Below are 18739 nucleotides of genomic sequence, written 5' to 3'. Positions count from 1 at the left end.
GTTCTATCATATAGCGGAGGGCGAAAAATTTTGGCTCTTATCATACTTTTAACCATTTACAAAACCGGGATGCTCCCGAAAGCTAAAATCATTATTGGCTATTTAGTGAAAATTCTGTTTGAGGAACTAGAAATCGACTTTGAACCATTTGGTTCGACGACTTTCAAGCGAAAAAGTATGTTACAAGGAATTGAGCCTGATGAATGTTTTTACATTCAGAATTATGCTCTAATGATTGGCAAAAAGCGGATAGACTTAACTGTCGATCCGCCGCCTGACTTAGCTATTGAAGTCGATATAACTTCCAAAACTCAACTCGATGCTTACGAAGCTTTGGGAGTACCTGAAATCTGGCGCTATGAAAATAAAAAGCTTCTGATTAATGTGCTTCAAAATGGGAAATATGTTGAATCGGAAATTAGTCCGACTTTTCCAAATCTGCCAATTATTGAAGCTATTTCTCAATATTGCGAACAAAGCCAAACAGTGGGCACGAGTCAAACTCTCAGATTGTTTCGCAAGTGGGTTAAAGACCAAATACAAAATTGATATGAAATCGGTCTTCCACGGACTTGCTGTAAGGAATCCGGCTTATTTACGATCGCCAAAAAGCAATTTTCTCACAGCAAGCGTCCTAATTCCGTTTTATTTTTAATTTCGCTTTTGAGAAATAGAGAGAGAGTAAGGGTGTTGACCTTGAGCTCGATCGCCCACAAAAATAACATAAGTCCCCTTGTCCCCATAACCGGAAAATTCTACATTCCCCGCAGCAGCATTCGCCGGCAGGACGCAGAAACGCCCCCTCGGCCCCTGAATCATCAAACTCGGAGCTCCAGCAGTTTGTACTGCAATCCGCCAGTAAGGCAAATCCTGCGTTACTTCAATGACGTGGTTCGGTGCTTGGGAGACAAAACCGCAGTCGCCGCTATTGTTCGGGCCGCCGGAAACTCCAGAAACTCCCAGCGGTTCGGGAAATCCCGGAGCAATTTGTAGCGGTTGGCTCCGAAGGGCACCGGCATCCGCTAAAATCATTGCCAAGGCTAGGGTCACGATCGAGCTAAACCACAGTTTGCCGCGATCGCCCGGATAATTTATCTTCATGTTTCCTCACACAATGGCATTTGGTTCTAGTTCTTTGACGGTAGGGGATAATTGCGGTTCCGAACACATTAATCTAAAATAACTTCCGAATTTTTTTATGAATCCTCAAAATAACTTCAATTGGCAGCAAGCGTTCGGAGAACTAAAAGCTAAAGTAGAACGATCGCCACTCATCACACAAAATCCAGACAGATATCAAGCCGTCGGAACCTTATACAATCAATTACTGGACAAGTTTCAAAGACTCCCCAAACCGGGGCAGGTGGCAGCCTTTGCCGTCGGAGCGATAATTGTCCTGACAGTCTTCAATAGCATCGTACAGCTAATTTCAGCGCTGATGACTCTTGCCGTTCTCGGAGTGCTAATGTACATAGCGTATAAATTGGCAATTTCCCCCCAGTCCTCAAATACTAACGACAAATAATAGGAATTTCTAAATATGGCTAACCCCACCGCGCCCAGCGGCATCAATCAACCCGATCCGTCTTGGCAAACACAATCCAAGCAAATGCCACTGCTGGTTCGCAGGTGCGGCGCTTGGGCAGTGGAAATTTCGTTAATAGCTGCTAGCGCCCTCGTTCCCTTCAGTATCGGGGCATTAGTCAACCAGGAATCTCAAACCGTACCGCTCAATTCCTCCATAGCAGCAGCATCCGAAACCGTCGCCCGTACTTTGGGCATACCCGTGCGCGATCGCAGCCCCAGAGTCGCACCCCTAACTAATCTATTCTGGTCAGGGGCACTGCTGGCACCGGCAGTTTTAGCGGGGTGGCAACTGTTTTTGCTCGCCAGAACCGGTCAAACTATCCCCAAACGCTGGTTCGGCGTCAAAGTGGTCACAGCGTCGGGTACTCCTCCGGGTTTTGGGCAAGTGCTAATTCGCGAAAGTTTGGGGCGCTGGGGAGTGCCTCTGGGCGTCGCTTACGGCATTTGGCGCTTGAGCGGTGCGTTTCCAGATTTGCTGATTTTAGGGGGGTTGAGCGGCTTGGCAGTGCTCGCAGACGGCGCGGTTGCGTGGCGCTACAAACGGCAAGCGGGACACGATCGCCTCGCCAATACTTTGGTCGTCAACGCTCGATCGAATCAACTGTCTGCCAATCCTGTCAAGACTCAAGATTGGACTGAGGAAGACGCGCAGATTGCGGCTTTGGTTGTGACTCCACAAAGCGGCCTGAAAGTAAATGCCAGTTTGTGGAATTGGATGCGCCAACACCCAGGCACAACTTTAGTAATAGTTACCGTCGGCAGCGCCGGATTGATTTTAACTTTGTTTGTCGGCACTCTCATCTACACTCAAAGTCAAGCAAATATGCGGGATTCCCGGCAGCGGAACGACGAATTATTTGTGGCTTTAGTCAGCAAATTGTCTCCCACATCGGCTAGCGGGGCATCGGGCAGGCGATCGGCAATTTTGGCTTTGGGGGCGGTGGAAGACTCCCGCGCCGTACCCTTGCTAGCGGATTTGCTCGCTCAAGAAGACAACCGCGCCATGCTGGACGCGATCCAGCAAGCTTTAGTCAGTAGCGGGCCGAAAGCTTTGCCTGACTTGCAGCGGTTGAATCAGGCCCTCAGCAACGACCTCGATTCCCTGCGCTTTGGCGGCAAGGCCCCGGAACGCGAGTTAGCGGCCGCCCGCCAGCGAACAGTACAAAGGGCGATCGGCAAAATTCTCACAGTGTATAGCAGCCAACTCAACGGTGTCGATCTGAGCCGCACGGATTTAGCTCAAAGTCCTGCCGGCCCATCTCAGTTTACTTTAGTGTTAAACAAAGTTGACTTGTCGGGAATTAAGTTGAGAAATGCCAATTTAACCAATGCCAGCTTGCAGGGAGCTCGCTTTTACGGCACCGGCGAAGACAGGCGTCCGGGTACATTTGACGATTGGATTTCTGACTTGAGCGGCGCTAATTTGGAAGGAGTAAATTTGACCGGGGCGTCTTTGAACAGTGCTGTAATGAACGGGACTAATTTTGTGCGCGCTGTCATGAACAAAGCTAATTTGTCAAACGGCAATTTGAATTCAGCTAATTTCAGCAGTGCTATTTTAATTGGAGCAAATTTACAGGAAGCACTGTTAAAAAATGCCCGTTTTACCGGAGCCGATATAGGAAGCGCGAATTTGTCGCGAGCAGATTTGTCAGGTGCACGTTTGGGCAAAGTGAAGGCTCAAGGCGCTCAGTTGTCCTTGACAAATTTGTCTAAATCGGAATGGCAAGGCGCTGATTTATCCGGTGCTGATTTGAGCGGCGCAAACTTACAAAATGCCAATTTGACTTCGACTAAACTCGCAAACGTGAATTTAAAAGATGCTCGGTTGCAAGATGCCAATTTTCGGAATGCAGAGGTGAGTTCGGTTGATTTTCGGGGCGCGAATTTAGCGGGAGCGGATTTTAAAGGCGCGGTGTTTCTGGCGAAAGCAGCTTCGGAGCAATTTATTCAAAATCCCACGACTGGTAGTAAATCAGGTAGATTCCTAGGAGTTGATTTTGCGGAGGCTAAGAATTTAGATAAAAGTCAAATTGCTTACATTTGTTTGCAGGGGGGGATTCATCCGAAGTGCCCGCAGAAAAAGTAAGGATTGGTTGTTAACGATTAGGCTAATAAAGTTGAGCATTTAAATTGTATATTCACGGCGGGTGGGACACCGCAAAAAAGTTTGATTATTTTTTGACATACAATTTAAATGCCGCAACAGCTTAGTCAACAATCAATAATCATGAGGAGTGCAACCGGGATTGAGATTATGCAATAGCATCCGAACTGGCAAGAGTCTCGAATTGCGCCAATAGCATTGCCTCACCACTATTGGGAGTTCCAAAAATTTTAGGTAACTGGCCTGTTTGGGCGAGAACTTGTCTCACTTCTTGGTTAGATACATCGGCTAGATTTTTGTTATTTAGAATGGCATTAACCGCAGCGATACCCACACCTTGACCAACTGCTGCATTGAATTCCACAATTCTGCCGACAGAACAAGCAAACCCTTCAAATCCCGAACACGGACTGACCACTGCCAAGTTAGGAACGTTTTTAATTAATGCGTGGCGGATGCCAATATTCAAGATAGGCTGTTTAAAACTCAGACTTTTCAACCATCCTACGCTAGTTGCTTTGTCGCGAATACCCGGAATGCCTCCCCGTACATCAAAATGATAGCTAAATGTTGCCAGGGCTTCATTAGCAGGTACGCCACCTAACAGCATTTGTGCGCCAGTTAAAGGTTCTACAACTCCCGTCACATTGCCAGCGTGTCTGATATAAAGTTCTGAGGCATAAGTAACAGAAGTAGCCCCCAAACTCCTCAGCCAAGTTGTAATAAATAACATCTCTCTTTGCATATTAGCCGTGGGTTTGCTCCCGCTTCTCGCTAAGGCTTCTGCTTCGCTGGCGGTGACTGCAAATAACAGCGCATTCCACGAAAGTCTATCATTGGGAAGTATTGCTATATTTCCCTCATCTAAAATTATGCCGGTTTGAGGAAAAGATAGCTTTGTTCCTCTAAAGGAGTGATATGCTACAGACAGAGCCGGCGATCGAACATCGATGTAATCGTTTCCTGCCCACAGAGTTTTGAGGTTGCCTCTAGTGTCAATCATTTCCAGGCGGAGTTCTTCTGCTAGTTTAGCATCCTTGCCTGCAGCGTACAGCAAAAATTTTTGACCCTCTGAATCTGCCAGGTTTGTGAAGCGTTTTAGATAAATGTAATCGAATTCTTTCAGTGCTCTTGCACTGAGTCCTTGGGTTTCAAAAACGAGGGTGACTGGAAGTTCTGAGTTAGGCAGACCAAATGTTTCAAATCCCTTCAGTTTTCTCACACCCGCAGCTTGAGCTAATTCGGCATTGACAGTGGCATCAATAAATTGCTTGCCGGCATAAACTACGCCTTGAGAGGTGGTTATACTGGCAATTTTTTGACCTTCTTTAGTGACTGATTTAATTTCTACTTTGCTGAGGAGATCTGCCCCAGCTTTTACCAGCATTTCTTTCAGGGCTGCACTGGCTTTGCGGGGGTCAAGTGCAATTGCGGTGACACCGGATTTTTGTAAGAATTCTTTATAGATTGTCGCTGGTGAACCAAAGGTATCTAACTTTAAAGATTGTTGAAGTTGTTCACTAATCTGACTTCTATCTAAATAAGCAAGGCCGCCTCTTACCAAATGCCCGCCAATTCCTTCTTGCAAGCTTGCTTTCGACATCAGTAGAATTCGCGGATAACGCTTTGTGCGGCGAAGATATTCTCTGGAGGCTGAGATAACAGCTAGAACTCCTGGAACTTCATCACCAAAACAGATGATATCGTAAGAACGCAGATTCATGACCATTATTTAATAACCTCTGTTGATTTTCATGTTTTCGAGCTGCATCTCAATGTTTGCCGTCAAACTCTGTGTTTTTTCCAAATCTAGCTCGATATTTCCTGATTGTTGAGATAAATATTCACACATTTCTGGATGCAGCAACCGGGTTTTTTCCAGAAAATCTTTCGTTGAGGACGATCGATCTCGGTTGCAAAACCCGGTTTCTGAGCGTCTAGAGTCGATCCGTCTGGTACTCTTGATTGCCATCAGCTCAAATTATCAGGATCTATCCCCAACTCCCGCAATCGCTGAGCCAGTCGATCGGCGCGCTGGGATTCCTGTTGGGCGCGCTGCGCTGATTCTTTCACCTGTTCTTCAGGTGTCAGATAACGTTTTCCATCGGCATCATACCAATACAACCACTCCCTTGTCACCCCAGAATAACTTCCCCTTTCACAACCAATCCCCAAACCAATTTCAGGCATCCAAACTGGATTTCCTGACTGTAACTCGTACTTCCCATTGACTAACTTGTGTACTTCCAAATGAGGTTTTCGACGGCGGCGGGAAGAATAAATGACGTAATAAAGTACGCCTAAAGCTTGATAAGTCTCCAATTTTGTGCTGTATTCCTTGCGATAAGTTGGGGAAACAACTTCCAGCACAAAAGTAGGCAGAACATTTTCATCCCACAGCACGTAACTGGGGCGCAATTCTTCGTCGTAAAATCGTTCTACTCCTAAACTTAAGAAAGCATCTGGGACAATGGGCGGTTCGTCAGGGTGATGATAAATACCCATATCTATGCCAAAAAACCAGTCCATGCGTTCTGCCCAAAGTATGAGCAATATTGCTTTTAACAACCCTGGTATTAGTTCTTGCAGTTCGTTATCCACAGGCGTTTCATCTGAGTCTGGTAGTTCATCGGCTGAGGGCCAGTGCCTCGGAAATTTGTAATCTAACATGGCGGCTTTCCTCAAAACTCATTAATATTATACCGTTGATTTGTTGGGCAATAGTATTTATGGAACGAACCGCGAAGACGCGAAGGAAGAGAAGATGATAGGTAATTTTGACTTAGGAACGCGAATTAAATAACTTACAATTTTAATTGTGATTGTGGGATGGGTGTCCCGCCCGTCCAAAAAGGACGGGCGGGACGCCCATCCCACTTTCAAGAGTGGAAGTTATTTAATTCTCATTCCTTAGTTAATCTGAAGTAATTTTTGTAAAAGATTTGCTGAGACTTACACGATCGACTAAACTATGTCTAACCAGTCGGTTCTAATGGGGAGCAGCCGTTAGAGGAAACGGGGAAAGTTCGGTGCAAGTCCGGCGCTGTCCCGCAACTGTAATGAGAGTTTTGTCGCTTTCTGAGTCAGGATGCCCGCCGATGTGTTAGTTTACATAGTCTCATCTGCGAGGTTCAGCGTGAAGGCCAGAAATCGGAAATTGGTCAGCTTGGGATTGATGGCTGGCTTGAGTTGTTATATTGTCCTGGGCACGGCAACGCCTGCCGCAGCTATGCACATTTCGGAAGGTTTTTTGCCGGTGCAATGGGCTGTATTTTGGTGGATGGTGGCGTTGCCTTTTTTTGCAGTAGGTTTGCGATCGATTACTCGTATTACAAAAGAACACCCGGAACTTAAACTATTGCTAGCTTTAGCGGGTGCGTTTACTTTTGTGCTTTCTGCTTTAAAAATTCCCTCGGTAACGGGCAGTTGTTCTCACCCGACGGGTACCGGTTTGGGTGCAATTTTGTTCGGCCCTTCGGTGATGGCTGTATTGGGGGCTTTAGTTTTGTTGTTTCAAACGTTACTGTTAGCGCATGGTGGCTTGACAACCCTGGGAGCGAATATGTTTTCGATGGCGATTGTCGGCCCTTTCGCTGCCTATTTTATCTATCAATTGCTGTTGCGAACTGGTAGCCAGCGGGCGGCAATTTTTTGTGCGGCAGCTTTGGCAGATTTACTGACTTATGTGACGACTTCGATTCAATTAGCGTTAGCTTTTCCGGCAGCCAGTGGCGGTTTTATGGCTTCGTTTCTCAAGTTTGCTGGCATCTTTGCTATTACTCAAGTACCCCTGGCGATTAGTGAGGGATTGCTGACTCTATTGGTCTGGAATTGGCTGCATTCTTACGGGAAGCCGGAGTTGGAAACTTTGAAATTATTGAGACAGGAGTCATAAGCCGTGAGTCAAAAGCCTACAAAAAATCACCAATCTACTTCGCGGCAAAATTGGATGTTGGTAATTGCTGTTATCGCGCTTGCCGTTATTCCCCTAGTTTTTGTCCGGGGTGAATACGGCGGAGCGGATGGGGAAGCACAGAAAGCGATTACGGAAATTCAACCGGACTATCAACCTTGGTTTAACCACTTTTTTGAGCCTGCTAGCGGAGAAATTGAAAGTTTGCTGTTTGCGACTCAAGCGGCGTTAGGATCGGGCGTAATTGGCTACGCGATCGGGCTTTATAAGGGACGCACTGAATCTCATAAATCTGATGATGAATCGCCGTCGGAATAAATGGCGAATAAACGGCGAATAGAATTCGCTTCTACACATACAAAGTCCGCCTGCGCGGACTGAAAGACTTTGGAATGAACCATCAGATTGATAGTCTGGCTTATACAAATCGCTTGCGCGGGTTGCCGCCAATCCACAAGTTATCCTTTGCGATCGCCCTTTTAATTCTGTCTCTCGTTTCTGGGGCGATCGTCCAATTGTCGATCGGCCTGTGGTTGGCCGTCTGGATCGTCGTCTATGCGGGTATTCCGGGGAAACTGTATTTGCGGTTGCTGTCGCTACCGTTGATGTTTTTGCTGACAAGTGTGCCTGCTTTGGCGCTGGGTGCGGTTGAGTTAGGTCAAATCCAGGAAATTCAGTGGGATATTTGGCAAGGTTGGGGCATTAGCATCGGCACTTTTTATCTCTATGTGAGTCGCACTGGAATATACCAAGTGAGCTTACTGTTTGCCCGCGCCTTCGCATCGACAAGCTGTATGTATTTCATCCTCTTGACGGTGCCCTTTACCGAAATATTGCAAATTCTCAGACAATTACGCTGTCCAGAGTTAGTCACAGAACTGCTATTACTAATGTATCGGTTTATTTTTAGCTTATTGGCGATCGCCGATGAACTTTGGATAGCCCAAAACTCGCGTTGTGGCTACCGCACTTGGAAGCGGGGAATGCAGAGTTTAAGCATTTTAATCGGGCAATTGCTTCAGCGAACTTTGGAAAACTACCGTCAAGTTTCGTTGAGTTTAGCGTCGCGCGGCTTTAATGGAGAATTGCGCGTTTGGAATTCTTACCCTTATAAACCTTCGCGAAGATATACATTGGAAGCCGTTTTTGGTTGCACGGTTTTAACTTTGTTAAGCGCGGTATTTCAACGCTAAATTTATTGTTATTCCTGGACGAATGGGGGTCAGAAACCGGGTTTTTTGACCGAATCTGCGATCTAACGCGTCTTTTCGTAAAAAACCCGGTTTCTTTGGTCGGAGTGGGTAAGTCCTGCATTATATTCACGATTAGTGCCGGTGACGGTGGCGGTGGTTAATATCAACGGGAGTTACGCATCACAATCAAAGAAACCGGGTTTTTACAGAATCTGCGGGTTGTAACTGAGATATTGCAGCATTCTCAATAATCTTTTTATGAACAGGCTTTCCGGCCTGTTCCACAAGAAAATTTATCTCTTGTGGAACAGGCCGGAAAGCCTGTTCTTGAGAATGGTGCAAGATGTGAGTTGTAACCAAGTATTCTCGCAAAAAACCCGGTTTCTGAACACCCGCGCCTCCAGGAATATTGTTGATAATTCTCCTATTCTCGTTAGTTTAGCGGGCCGGATTTGAATAAGGGCGATCGCACTTCTTGCAACAGCTATTACAAATACAGCGGATTCCAGGTTTATAAAGTACACCCCAGAAACCGGGTTTATTCTGGATTTCTCGCCAGAAACCGGTTTTATTCAAGAAACCCGGTTTCTCTGTACTTCACTTACCTGGAAAGTGCTGTATGACTTTTATGAACTTAATTAATGAATTATATGAATTGACGTGAACATTAGTTGAATGAATAATTACAGTATCAAAATAAATAGAAAAAATTCTGTATCAAGATACTAACAAAAGCAACAGCCCGCCCCCCATTGTTTTTATTATTGCCATCGGCTTAATTTGGTTTGGCGCCTACAAGTTCCTTCCCGGTTTATTGAATGCCAAAAATTCAAATACACCTACATCTACATCTACATCGGCAACGATCGCACCAGGAGCGATCGCCAGACGAGCTTTGCCAATAATCTATCAGGATTTGGCAGCTACAGCTTTCGGACAGTACCCAATATTAGCTTAATGGCAGCTCCCTTAGCAGAATATGGAGTGAAAACAGCAGCCAAAACTAATATTGCGGTTTGTTATGATTCCCAAGCACCGGATAACATATCATTTAAAGATGAATTTGTGGCATCTCTTACTGCTGCTGGTGGCAAATTAGTTCCCACTATTTGCGACTTTTCCTTACCCTCTTTTAATCCCGAAAGTGCGATCGCCGATGCTGTCAGCAAAAATGCACAAGGATTGATGGTAGCGCCCCACATCGATCGCATTGACCGTGCGATTTCTCTGGCTCGCATCAATCGAGGCAAATTGCCACTCTACGGCAGCACTACGCTCTACACCTTTCAAACTTTAAAAGACGGACAAAAAGACGTTGACGGGCTTGTTTTGCCCGTTCCCTGGCATCCTGAAACTAATCCCGGTAGCTGTTTCCCAGAAAATGCCCGCCAGCGTTGGGGAGGCATTGTGAATTGGCGAACAGCAACGAGTTTTGATGCGACTCAAGCTGTCATCGCTGGCTTGCGACAAAGCAATACGCGGGAAGGGTTGCAACAAGCACTCAGAAATCGGAGTTTTTCAACAGCAGGATCGAGCGAGGATGTGAAGTTTTTGCCCACGGGCGATCGGGCTGGTAAGCCGATTTTAGTGCAAGTTAAACAAGGAGGAAGCACTGGCTATAACTTCGTCCCGCTGCGGTAAGTTTGTTAAGTGCGATCGCACGGGCGGGAAAGATGCCCAACCCCTACTCCCCCCAAGAAAATTCAATCTTTGTGGAACAGGCATCTTGCCTGTTCTTGATGCCAAACTCACGCCCCACCAGAAAATTCCCTCTTTGTGGAACAGGCATCTTGCCTGTTTCTTAGCATGATTAAAATCTAATTTTATGTTGAATTAGCAGAATTTTTAAGATAAACTGAAATGAGTAGATTAAAGGAGAGCGTTGTGTATGATCGCGCAAGTTGAAACCAAAACCTACACCGCTGAGGAATATCTAGAATTGGAAATCAATTCTCAGGATCGGCATGAATTTATCAATGGGGAGATTGTTCTGATGGCTGGCGGCACACCGGATCACAATGAAATTACGAGCATCTTAAATGCTATTTTGAGGGTGAGTCTTAAGGGTAAACCTTACAGTATTTTTGCATCGGATCAGCGGCTTTGGGTTCCGCAGCTTAATAATTATACTTACCCGGATGTGATGGTGGTAGCGCGCCCGATCGAGCTGCAATCTGGACGAACGGATACAATTACCAATCCGCTGCTAATTGCTGAGGTGCTGTCTAAAGGTACCAAAGCTTATGACCGCGATGAAAAGTTTGCTGCTTATCGCAGTATTCCTAGTTTTCAGGAGTATTTATTAATCGACCAATATCGGCTACAGGTCGAGCAATATTCTAAAAGTGATGCGAATAAGTGGATTTTTTCGGAATATAGCTGTATGGGCGATCGGCTCAGTTTAACATCTGTTGCTGTGGAAATTTCGCTGGCCGATTTGTATGAAAATATGGAGTTTGGTGAATAGGCGGACGGTTTTTTGTCAAATGTTCCAAATAGTGGTAATATTCCCGTATATCGATCGGCTCTGATGAAAAACACACATCAGACGTAAGGGGGAAAGTTCGGTGCGAATCCGGCGCTGTCCCGCAACTGTAATGAGATCATTGCATCTCTGAGTCAGGATGCCCGCCGATTTGTTTACAATCATGTTTTTCATCTGCGAGGTATGGATGATGGTGAGTTCAATATTTTTACAAATAATCTGCTGTTGTGCTCCGTTTCCCGATCGACAATAACGAAATTTTAGGCAGCGGGAAACTAAAAAAATGCGAATCGAAGATAGTGTTTGGCAGGGTAGTTTTGGCTACTGGCAAAACTTGTTTATTCATCAGAATATTTTGTCGATCGGACATACTGCTTGGAATGGCTTTTTGCATCAAGGACGAGGCTTGGTTGCTTGCAAAATCAATACTCCCATTAACGGTTCTGTGAATTGGAGCGTAGATACTATCAAGTACGATCTGGAATTTATTTCCGATTTGGAGGCAACCGTTTATTTGCAACAACTAGAAATCGAGCAAAATACTGTTTCAAATCTGCTCCAAATCATTGATAGCTACGAACCCAAGGAAGCAATTATATTTTTGTCGATCGCCCACGGTCACATTGATATCAATTTGTTGCAAAAGTTGGCAATTTCTCCGGTTGAGTGCTATGAACAGGTATGCAAGCGCTGGGAAGAATTTCAACTCAGCCCTAAATCCTAAAACTTACTAAATTTTCCCAATGTCGCAGCCAAAATCTATCGAAATTTCTAAAGTAACTCGCTACCAAAATGCAGCGCTTAATTACTATTTGGGCTTGACAGATTCGCCCTACCTTCACTACGGCTATTGGGAAACCCTACCTGTGCCCGCTGACGAACTCACGATCGCACGATTGCGCGTCGCTCAGCAAGCTTATACTGTAAAACTGTTAGATGCAATCCCCAAAGGCACTCATACGATACTCGATGTGGGCTGCGGGATTGGCGGAAATGCGGCTTATTTGCTCGATCGAGGTTTTGCAGTCGAAGGGCTCGCACCCGATCCGTTCCAACAACAGCGCTTTCTTAAGTGTACGGGCGATCGGGCAATCTTCCACCTCACGAGGTTTGAAGACTTCAAAGCAACCCATTTCTACGATCTTATTCTCTTTAGCGAAAGTAGCCAGTATATGTCGGCTGTTGATATTGCTAACGGTGCCGCCAAAATCCTCAATCAGGGCGGTTACGTTTTGCTGGCTGATATGCTGCGATCTGATGCTAATTATAAAGAGGGAATGTTCTCTAATTGTCATGTTGTTACGGAACTTCATGCAGCATTAAACCAGGCTGGATTCACTTTAGTAAAAACTGAGGATATTTCCGCCCATATTTTGCCAACAATCGATTTGTATGTCGATACTTTCCGCCGATATGGACTGAATACAATGATCTATGTTGCAGATTTGATTGCGATTACAGTTCCCCCCGTCCACAAATTCCTGCGGTGGATATTTCGTCGCTGGTTCAAGAAGCTGGTAGTTGAAGGATTGGAGGCAAGTCAACTTTTTGAGCAACATCTCTGTTATGAAATGCAACTTTGGCAGTTGTCAAAATCTGATCGAGGCTGACACAAATTTAGCAATTCTAAATCATTTGTGAATTTCTTACTCTCTCCCCTTGATAAGGGGAGGGTTGGGGTGGGGTAAAAAGTTGACGAATCCTTTATGAATTTCTTACTCCCTCCCCTTGATAAGGGGAGGGTTGGGGTGGGGTAAAAAGTTTACGACTCCTTTGTGAATTTCTTACTCCCTCCCCTTGATAAGGGGAGGGTTGGGGTGGGGTAAAAAGTTTACGACTCCTGCAAGGATTGCTATACAATGAAAATCGGTAATCGGTAATTGGTAATCATTCATCGGTAATCGGTAATTGGAGGCATAGCCTCCGGGTATTTATTCCCAGGCAGAGCCTGGGAACAAGGTTATAAAAAATAAAAAATAACGAATATGTCTGAATGGATTCTCGAATTCGATCGCACTTCCTACTCCTATCCCTGCGGTTCGCGAGTGGCAATTCAGGGTTTAAATCTCAAAGTCCCCGCTGGGAAACGCTGCGGGCTGATCGGTCAAAATGGCTGTGGCAAAACTACCTTTTTTCTGTTAGCAAATGGCTTATATCAACCGCAACAGGGAATCATTAGCTGGCAAGGTGAACCCTTTCGCTACGATCGCAAATCTTTGATGCAACTGCGCCAACAAATCGGACTCGTCTTTCAAAATCCCGAACATCAATTAGTAGCTTCGACGGTAGAAGAAGATATTTCCTATGGATTGTACAATTTAGGCTTAAGAGAATCCGAAATCGCTCAACAGGTGCAGCAGGCGATCGAGCAATTCGATCTAAGCGAACTCGCCCGCGAACCAATTCACAATCTCAGTTTGGGCCAGAAAAAGCGGGTTTCCATCGCCGATATCATGGTTCTCAAACCCAAACTGCTGCTGCTAGATGAACCTACCGCCTATCTCGATCCGCGTCACACCCGACAACTGATCGGTTTACTTCAACAAATTCACCAAGCTGGAACCACCATCCTTTTAGCAAGTCACGACCTCGATTTCATCTACCGCTGGGCTGATTGGGTGTTTGTAATGGATCGAGGAAAATTGATTTTAGAAGGAACACCGGAAAGCGTTTTTGCTCAGCGGGATGTGTTGGAACAATTGCAGCTTGGCGTACCGCTGGCGATCGAGCTGATGGAGCAAATAAGGGCGATGTTTCCCACAGACGATCGCTCAAAAATCCCCGCTTTCGAGCAATGGCAACAACAAATTTTACAAGCACGTCGCCTGCTTTAACGGAACTTAGACAATTGGTAATTGGTGTTGCTGATTCACGGTATGAATTACTTTTTCGCTTGAAGTTACAAAACTCACCATACTTGGCTTATAGCAATTGCGAAATCTTGAATTCATACCTGTATCCAGCAACGCCGCCCGTGGCGGGAAGTTCAGATTACACATTACCAATCATCAAAAATTGATTTAGGAAAAAGGCGATCGCCCCACTGCCGATCGGCACAGTCAGATTGTCAATTCCCAGCTTGGAAACCGACTCCAAAGTAGCAGCAACTAAAGCTACAACAGCAGACACAGCCCAAGTTTGCCAAATATTGCCTTGAACCGCCAGCAAAATCAAACTGCTAACAGCAAAACTCACCAAATACATAGTTGCAGAACCTTCCCAACTCTTCTGCATTCCCCCAACTCGATAAATATGTTTGCCGTATTTCTGGCCGATGACAGCAGCCAATCCGTCGCCCCAAGTCATCACTAAAATGCCCAAAGCAGCGTATTCCTGATGTTGCAGCGGCCAAAACCAAGCCACGAGAACGCTGATACTAACAGCATAGAAAAAAGTCCCCCAACTCTTCCGGTTGATACTGTTAAGACTGGGCAAAATTGGAACTTGGTAAGAAATTAGGGCGATCGCACCTGCTAAAACCCCCGCCGAAATCCCCACCCAACCGGGTATTTCCAGCCACCAAGCCAGCAAAATCACGTTCCCAGTACCGATGTGAACAATCTTCCGCGATACCTCAGCATCGACAGAAGTAAAGCGATTTAACCCCTCAGCTACCAATAAAACTACACCCAGCCAGACTCCCACGAGGGAAATTTGCAGCCACACAGTCGGAATTTCAGAAAATATAGACACGATATTTAGGCAAAACTTAGATCGGGCACTGTTTACTACTTTAGTGGAAAGCGCGATCGAGGTTATAACCCCGCAGGCTTAAAGTGCTGCGGGGAGCTGGGTGTTATGTCTTTTTAGGTTGGTCTACTTAAAACCTGTGCTATGCTATAAGCAAGTCTAGGGAAAAAGCTATGACTATTTTAGTAGAAGAACTTTTGAATACCTTTGAGCGATTAACAGACTCAGAGCGGTTAGATTTGGTATTGGAAATTTTGAAACGGACTGTTTATTTAGACTTTCCGCCCCTATCTGATGACGATTTAGTTCTAAATGCTGAGGGACTTTTTCTAGAGCTAGATGAGGAAGAATCCGTATATAAATAGTCCAGAGCGTGGTGAAATCTGGTTAGTCGATCTAGGTTATACTGCGAAAGTCAGACCATGTTTGGTCGTGAGTATTCCTGCTCTAAATCAAGACCGGGCATTAGCGACTCTAGTGCCACATACAACAAGTTTACGCGGTTCAAGATTTGAGGTGAAAGTCAAAAATAAGTTCCTCCGAGAAGGAGTATTTGACGTACAAAATATGATTACAATTCCTCATGCAAAGCTTCTACGCAAATTGGGAAGTATGATATGCGAGAAAATGCTCGAAGTAGAAGATGTAATACTTTTGTGGTTGGGATTTAAAGAGAAAAATGCTGAGGAAGAAGAGGAGTAAACCGAACCATTGAAGTTAGTTTTGAAATTATCAGAGAATCTGATTGCTATGCAGTATGTCTTAATCATTCATGAAGTAGAAAACTATGAAGCTTGGAAACAGGTATTCGATCGTGCTGAAAGCATCCGAAAAGAAGCTGGAGAACGCTCCTATCAGGTCTTGAACTATGACAATGAACCCAACAAAATCGTTCATTTCTCCGCGTGGACATCAATAACAGATGCAAGGGCGTTTTTTGAGTCGCCTGCACTGGTTAAAATTAGACAAGAAGCGGGAGTTAAAGCTCCTGAATTTATTTATCTAAACCAATTAGAGTCAGGAGTATTGTGAAAGACCTATTTGTATAATGTAAGTTGTTCAAACTCTGTGATTAGGTTTTGAGTATGTACGAGGGTAGCTACTACCAGCTAATGGCTGAGTACAATTGCTGGATGAATCAAAATCTATATTCGGTTTGCTCGGCTATTCCTGATGAACAGCGCAAACAGGATATGGGTGCTTTTTTCAAGTCGATTCATGGCACTTTGAATCACTTACTCTATGGTGACAAAGCATGGATGGGGCGTTTCACTCTTCACCCATTTTCGGGTATCGTTATCGGTCAAGACCTGTATGCTGAATTTGAGGCTTTGAGAGCGGAACGGGAGACAATGGATCGGCAAATTATAGAATGGTCTAGACACCTTAATTCTGACTGGTTGAGTCAGCCGTTTGAGTACACAAGCAATGTAGATGGTAAATGCCGCGTGCTACCGACTTGGGTTTTGGTGACACATATGTTCAATCATCAAACTCACCATAGAGGGCAAATTACCACACTACTCAAACAACTTGGCTACGACCCAGGTGTTACAGATATTCCGTGGCTACCGGCTATATCAATCGGATAATTTCTGGTTGTATAGCTACACGCCAGAAGATTCGGCGGTTACAACCTCGTATATACTTGCCCCTCGTCCCAGCAGAGGGAGACTGAAGAAAATCAAGAATTCATATCAATTCCGGTTGCACTCAGACCTGATTCTTGAGTGCTGGCTGTTGGCTGTTGACTAAAATTATGCTTTCGATCGGACTGTTTGGACATTTGAACAATAGTGATACAACCGGAAACGATATGAAACGATCGATCGAGCCATAAAAATAGCAGGAGAAACTGGAACTCCTGCTAAACCACTACTATTTTGGCGAATTCCTGGCTTGTTACACAGGCACTCCCAAGGGGATGCCTTTGTTGTCAACCACAGCGACGGCTTGTCGCAAGGCTGCGGTACGATCGCTCATGACATGCTCTGGCGCGATCAGATCCAACAATCCCAACTTCTGCAAGCGCTGCTGAATTTTCTCGCTGGCACCGACGATGTAAACCTGCAAACCCTTATCGCAGGCATCGCGGATCGCATTTTCGATCGCCAGCGAAGCCGTCACTCCCAGCATGGGCACAGCAGTCAGATCCATCACCAAAGCATCGGCATCCTTCATAGCATTGTGTTCGCGGGAGATCGCTTTTGACAACCCAAAAATCATCGGGCCGCTCAAGCAGAACAGCAACACGCGCCCCCTACCCCGATCCAAGAGTTGCTTCTCCTCCTGACTGAGGAGAACCTCATCATCCGTATCGGAAATCAGCTTCACTCCCGCAGACTGCAAACTACTCAACCGTTCGATTGTCAGGATATTGGCAATAAATACGCCCACACCCACCGCCACAATCAGATCCACAAACACAGTCAAAAACAGTACCCCGTACATGATCAGGGAACCCTTAACAGATACTTTGTGCGATCGTTTCAGGAAACTCCAGTCAAGGATATCAATCCCCACCTTCAGCGCAATCCCCGCCAACACCGCCATCGGAATCGGTTCAGTTAACTTCGCCGCCCCCAAAACCACCACCAGCAACACCAACGCGCGAGTTAAACCCGACAACGCCGAAGTCGCGCCTGTTTGGATATTGACCACAGTTCCCATCGTTGCCCCGGCGCCCGGTAAGCCACCGCAGATCCCCGACATGATATTGCCAATTCCTTGACCGATCAACTCCTTATCGGACTTGTGCTCAGTCCGCGTCAGACTGTCCGCCACCACCGCCGTCAGCAAGGTATCGATACAGCCCAGCATCCCCAGCATCACCGCATCCACAAACATCACCGTGAGTTGACCGGCGGAAAAAGTCGGCAATTGCAAGGGAGGCAGTCCCACCGGAATTTCTCCAATCCGGCGAATATCCGCGCCCTGAAACACAGTCAGGGAAATTACCGTGCCGACAATCAGCGCTATCAATTGCGGGGGTACGATTTTCTTCAGCTTTTTGGGCATCAGGAAAATAATTGCCACCGTCAAGATACCGAGAATTGCTTCCGGCGGATTTACGTTTGCCAGCAACTGCGGAATTGCCATAAAAGTGCCCAAAACACCTCCTTTGGGAGGGGCTTGACCCAGAAACGGTGCAATTTGCAGAATGATCAAAATCACGCCAATTCCCGACATAAAGCCCGAAATCACGCTGTATGGCATCAGGGTGACGTATTTCCCTAGCTTGAAAATACCAAAGATGATTTGAAACAGCCCCGCCAGCATCACAACGGTAAATGACATTGCTAGCCCTTGTTCGGGATTGCTGGCGGTGAGGGATGCGACGATCGCAGTCATCACCACAGTCATCGGCCCTGTGGGTTCCGAAATCAGTGTTGGGGTGCCGCCAAACAGCGCCGCAAAGAAGCCAACACAAATGGCACCGTACAGTCCGCCGATCGGCCCGATTCCCGAAGCGACCCCGAAGGCGAGGGCCAAGGGCAGCGAGACAATGGCAGCCGTGACACCGCCGAAGATGTCGCCCTGGAGATTATTGAAACTAATCCGATTAGTTATTGACATGAGTGGTGCATTAATAAAATAGACAGAATTTAACAATGCTGACTTTGAGCCCTTCACCTACTCTCAGGGCAAAAGTTTTCCCTAATCGCCTGACAGATAGCACAAGCAGGGCCGACCCAAGGAAAGGTCTGTACTCGTCCCTGATCGATGTCAAAGTCGTAAATACTTAATTTTCAGTATTTCTTAAT

The 18739-nt window shown here is 45.9% G+C and carries 21 protein-coding genes and 2 riboswitches; of the genes, 15 read left to right on the top strand and 6 right to left on the bottom strand.

The features are described from left to right. The coding region (locus QUB26_RS23870) for a Uma2 family endonuclease (RefSeq protein ID WP_333246842.1) at positions 1 to 549 on the top strand (549 nt) is incomplete at its 5' end. Between the two features lie 102 nt (positions 550 to 651). On the opposite strand, the gene QUB26_RS23865 is transcribed toward QUB26_RS23870, so the two are convergent. After that, on the bottom strand, positions 652 to 1101 hold the full coding sequence (locus QUB26_RS23865) for a hypothetical protein (protein ID WP_333246844.1): 450 nt from the start codon (positions 1099 to 1101) through the stop codon (positions 652 to 654). 97 nt (positions 1102 to 1198) lie between these two features. Between QUB26_RS23865 and QUB26_RS23860 the strand changes: the two genes are divergently transcribed. Both QUB26_RS23860 and QUB26_RS23855 read left to right on the top strand, forming a co-directional pair. Continuing rightward, complete coding sequence (locus QUB26_RS23860; RefSeq protein ID WP_333246846.1) at positions 1199 to 1525, top strand: hypothetical protein; 327 nt, start codon at positions 1199 to 1201, stop codon at positions 1523 to 1525. Between the two features lie 15 nt (positions 1526 to 1540). Then, entirely contained in the window at positions 1541 to 3676 is a 2136-nt protein-coding gene (locus QUB26_RS23855) for a pentapeptide repeat-containing protein (protein ID WP_333246848.1), read from the top strand. Between the two features lie 166 nt (positions 3677 to 3842). On the opposite strand, the gene QUB26_RS23850 is transcribed toward QUB26_RS23855, so the two are convergent. The 3 genes from QUB26_RS23850 to QUB26_RS23840 are packed head-to-tail and all read right to left on the bottom strand — an operon-like array spanning position 3843 to position 6364. Next, positions 3843 to 5417 (bottom strand): FAD-dependent oxidoreductase, encoded by a 1575-nt coding sequence (locus QUB26_RS23850; protein ID WP_333246850.1) that lies wholly within the window; start codon positions 5415 to 5417, stop codon positions 3843 to 3845. 9 nt (positions 5418 to 5426) lie between these two features. Beyond that, positions 5427 to 5666 (bottom strand): hypothetical protein, encoded by a 240-nt coding sequence (locus QUB26_RS23845; protein WP_333246852.1) that lies wholly within the window; start codon positions 5664 to 5666, stop codon positions 5427 to 5429. Beyond that, positions 5666 to 6364: a Uma2 family endonuclease gene (locus QUB26_RS23840; protein WP_333246854.1), complete on the bottom strand. Its 699-nt coding sequence runs from the start codon at positions 6362 to 6364 to the stop codon at positions 5666 to 5668. The genes QUB26_RS23845 and QUB26_RS23840 overlap by 1 nt, the downstream gene beginning before the upstream one ends. Before the next feature lie 297 nt (positions 6365 to 6661). Beyond that, positions 6662 to 6808, top strand: a riboswitch (cobalamin riboswitch). 61 nt (positions 6809 to 6869) lie between these two features. On the opposite strand from QUB26_RS23840, the gene QUB26_RS23835 reads away from it, so the two are divergent. The 8 genes from QUB26_RS23835 to QUB26_RS23800 all read left to right on the top strand — a co-directional run bounded on the left by QUB26_RS23835 (position 6870) and on the right by QUB26_RS23800 (position 14119). Further along, positions 6870 to 7589 (top strand): energy-coupling factor ABC transporter permease, encoded by a 720-nt coding sequence (locus QUB26_RS23835; RefSeq protein ID WP_333319993.1) that lies wholly within the window; start codon positions 6870 to 6872, stop codon positions 7587 to 7589. Positions 7590 to 7592: 3 nt separating this feature from the next. Then, a complete protein-coding gene (locus tag QUB26_RS23830) occupies positions 7593 to 7925 on the top strand; it encodes an energy-coupling factor ABC transporter substrate-binding protein (protein ID WP_333246855.1) in 333 nt (110 codons plus the stop codon). Positions 7926 to 7999: 74 nt separating this feature from the next. Next, positions 8000 to 8800 (top strand): cobalt ECF transporter T component CbiQ, encoded by an 801-nt coding sequence (cbiQ, locus tag QUB26_RS23825; RefSeq protein ID WP_333319988.1) that lies wholly within the window; start codon positions 8000 to 8002, stop codon positions 8798 to 8800. A 780-nt stretch (positions 8801 to 9580) separates the two neighbouring features. Beyond that, a complete protein-coding gene (locus QUB26_RS23820) occupies positions 9581 to 10441 on the top strand; it encodes an ABC transporter substrate-binding protein (RefSeq protein WP_333319986.1) in 861 nt (286 codons plus the stop codon). Positions 10442 to 10688: 247 nt separating this feature from the next. After that, a complete protein-coding gene (locus QUB26_RS23815; RefSeq protein WP_333246725.1) occupies positions 10689 to 11267 on the top strand; it encodes a Uma2 family endonuclease in 579 nt (192 codons plus the stop codon). 38 nt (positions 11268 to 11305) lie between these two features. Beyond that, a riboswitch (cobalamin riboswitch) is annotated at positions 11306 to 11450 on the top strand. A gap of 118 nt (positions 11451 to 11568) precedes the next feature. After that, the gene (locus tag QUB26_RS23810; RefSeq protein ID WP_333246727.1) at positions 11569 to 12009 is read left to right on the top strand and encodes a hypothetical protein; all 441 of its coding nucleotides are present in this window, start codon (positions 11569 to 11571) and stop codon (positions 12007 to 12009) included. Between the two features lie 19 nt (positions 12010 to 12028). Continuing rightward, positions 12029 to 12895 (top strand): methyltransferase domain-containing protein, encoded by an 867-nt coding sequence (locus tag QUB26_RS23805; protein ID WP_333319984.1) that lies wholly within the window; start codon positions 12029 to 12031, stop codon positions 12893 to 12895. 375 nt (positions 12896 to 13270) lie between these two features. After that, positions 13271 to 14119 (top strand): ABC transporter ATP-binding protein, encoded by an 849-nt coding sequence (locus QUB26_RS23800; RefSeq protein ID WP_333319982.1) that lies wholly within the window; start codon positions 13271 to 13273, stop codon positions 14117 to 14119. Positions 14120 to 14276: 157 nt separating this feature from the next. Here QUB26_RS23800 and QUB26_RS23795 read toward each other — a convergent pair whose 3' ends face one another. Further along, entirely contained in the window at positions 14277 to 14978 is a 702-nt protein-coding gene (locus tag QUB26_RS23795) for a diacylglycerol/polyprenol kinase family protein (protein ID WP_333246733.1), read from the bottom strand. Between the two features lie 170 nt (positions 14979 to 15148). Between QUB26_RS23795 and QUB26_RS23790 the strand changes: the two genes are divergently transcribed. The 4 genes from QUB26_RS23790 to QUB26_RS23775 are packed head-to-tail and all read left to right on the top strand — an operon-like array spanning position 15149 to position 16567. Then, complete coding sequence (locus QUB26_RS23790) at positions 15149 to 15340, top strand: hypothetical protein (RefSeq protein ID WP_333246735.1); 192 nt, start codon at positions 15149 to 15151, stop codon at positions 15338 to 15340. Then, positions 15315 to 15677, top strand: a complete 363-nt coding sequence (locus QUB26_RS23785) for a type II toxin-antitoxin system PemK/MazF family toxin (RefSeq protein ID WP_333246737.1) — start codon at positions 15315 to 15317, stop codon at positions 15675 to 15677. Before QUB26_RS23790 ends, QUB26_RS23785 begins: the two co-directional genes overlap by 26 nt. 48 nt (positions 15678 to 15725) lie before the next feature. Next, positions 15726 to 16007: an antibiotic biosynthesis monooxygenase gene (locus QUB26_RS23780; RefSeq protein ID WP_333319980.1), complete on the top strand. Its 282-nt coding sequence runs from the start codon at positions 15726 to 15728 to the stop codon at positions 16005 to 16007. A gap of 53 nt (positions 16008 to 16060) precedes the next feature. Next, positions 16061 to 16567, top strand: coding sequence for a DinB family protein (locus QUB26_RS23775; RefSeq protein ID WP_333246741.1), 507 nt, complete (start codon positions 16061 to 16063; stop codon positions 16565 to 16567). A 310-nt stretch (positions 16568 to 16877) separates the two neighbouring features. Here QUB26_RS23775 and bicA read toward each other — a convergent pair whose 3' ends face one another. After that, positions 16878 to 18551 carry a bicarbonate transporter BicA gene (gene bicA, locus QUB26_RS23770; protein WP_333319978.1) on the bottom strand — a complete coding sequence of 558 codons (1674 nt, stop codon included), beginning with the start codon at positions 18549 to 18551 and terminating at the stop codon, positions 16878 to 16880. Positions 18552 to 18739 lie beyond the last annotated feature (188 nt).

This window comes from Microcoleus sp. B4-C1, from assembly GCF_036705285.1.
GTDB lineage: Bacteria > Cyanobacteriota > Cyanobacteriia > Cyanobacteriales > Microcoleaceae > Microcoleus.
This window is presented reverse-complemented; position numbering and strand designations above follow the sequence as displayed.